The following is a 584-nucleotide window of genomic DNA, read 5'->3' as shown; positions in this document are numbered from 1 at the left end:
GCTTTTAAATCGCGTGTATTTTTGGTTTTGATATCGGGGAAACCGATAGTAACCGAATGTGAGAAAGTGATCTGATTACTAAGATCTAATTGCTTTGCACTAGAAGCATGAAAAAAGGATGGCATCATGATTACTAAACTTTACGTAAATATGCTCAATTATTTGAATAAACTTAAAAATGATGAAAAAGGCGTTACCGCGATTGAATATGGGTTAATCGCTGTTGCAATGGCAACCATGTTAATCGCAGTTTTTTATACAGATGCGACTAGTTTTGTAGACACTTTGGAAACGTCGTTTGCAACTATTAAAACAAATCTTAGCCTTGGCGACTAATTTTAGGTTTGATTAGCTACCTAATATTACCGAAATTTTACATTAGGTAGCTAATAACTTCATTTGATAAAGTGTTACTTGTAAATTTTTATGAGAGTAAATTATGTTATATATATCCGCATTTATTACTCTTATTTTCTTTAGTTTGATAATATGTTTTAAAGATATAACGGAGAGAGAAATACCTAATTTATATGTCGTAATTATTGCGATAGCTTCTTTTACTTTAGGGTATACGACCTCAGATT

The 584-nt window shown here is 31.2% G+C and carries 2 protein-coding genes; one reads left to right on the top strand and one right to left on the bottom strand.

What is annotated here, in order from left to right; translation table 11 throughout:
• Positions 1-126: 126 nt before the first annotated feature.
• Positions 127-336 (top strand): Flp family type IVb pilin, encoded by a 210-nt coding sequence (locus AB4623_RS24245; RefSeq protein WP_017060823.1) that lies wholly within the window; start codon positions 127-129, stop codon positions 334-336.
• A 42-nt stretch (positions 337-378) separates the two neighbouring features.
• Here AB4623_RS24245 and AB4623_RS24240 read toward each other — a convergent pair.
• On the bottom strand, positions 379-584 hold a 206-nt coding region (locus AB4623_RS24240), incomplete at its 5' end, for a hypothetical protein (protein WP_372147551.1).

It is taken from the genome of Vibrio sp. 10N.222.52.C12, from assembly GCF_041474215.1.
Lineage (GTDB): Bacteria > Pseudomonadota > Gammaproteobacteria > Enterobacterales > Vibrionaceae > Vibrio > Vibrio crassostreae_C.
This window is presented reverse-complemented; position numbering and strand designations above follow the sequence as displayed.

What these genes read in the sequence shown, in the direction of transcription:
- AB4623_RS24245 (WP_017060823.1), top strand. Translation starts at nt 127, where the DNA reads ATGATTACTAAACTTTACGTAAATATGCTCAATTATTTGAATAAACTT.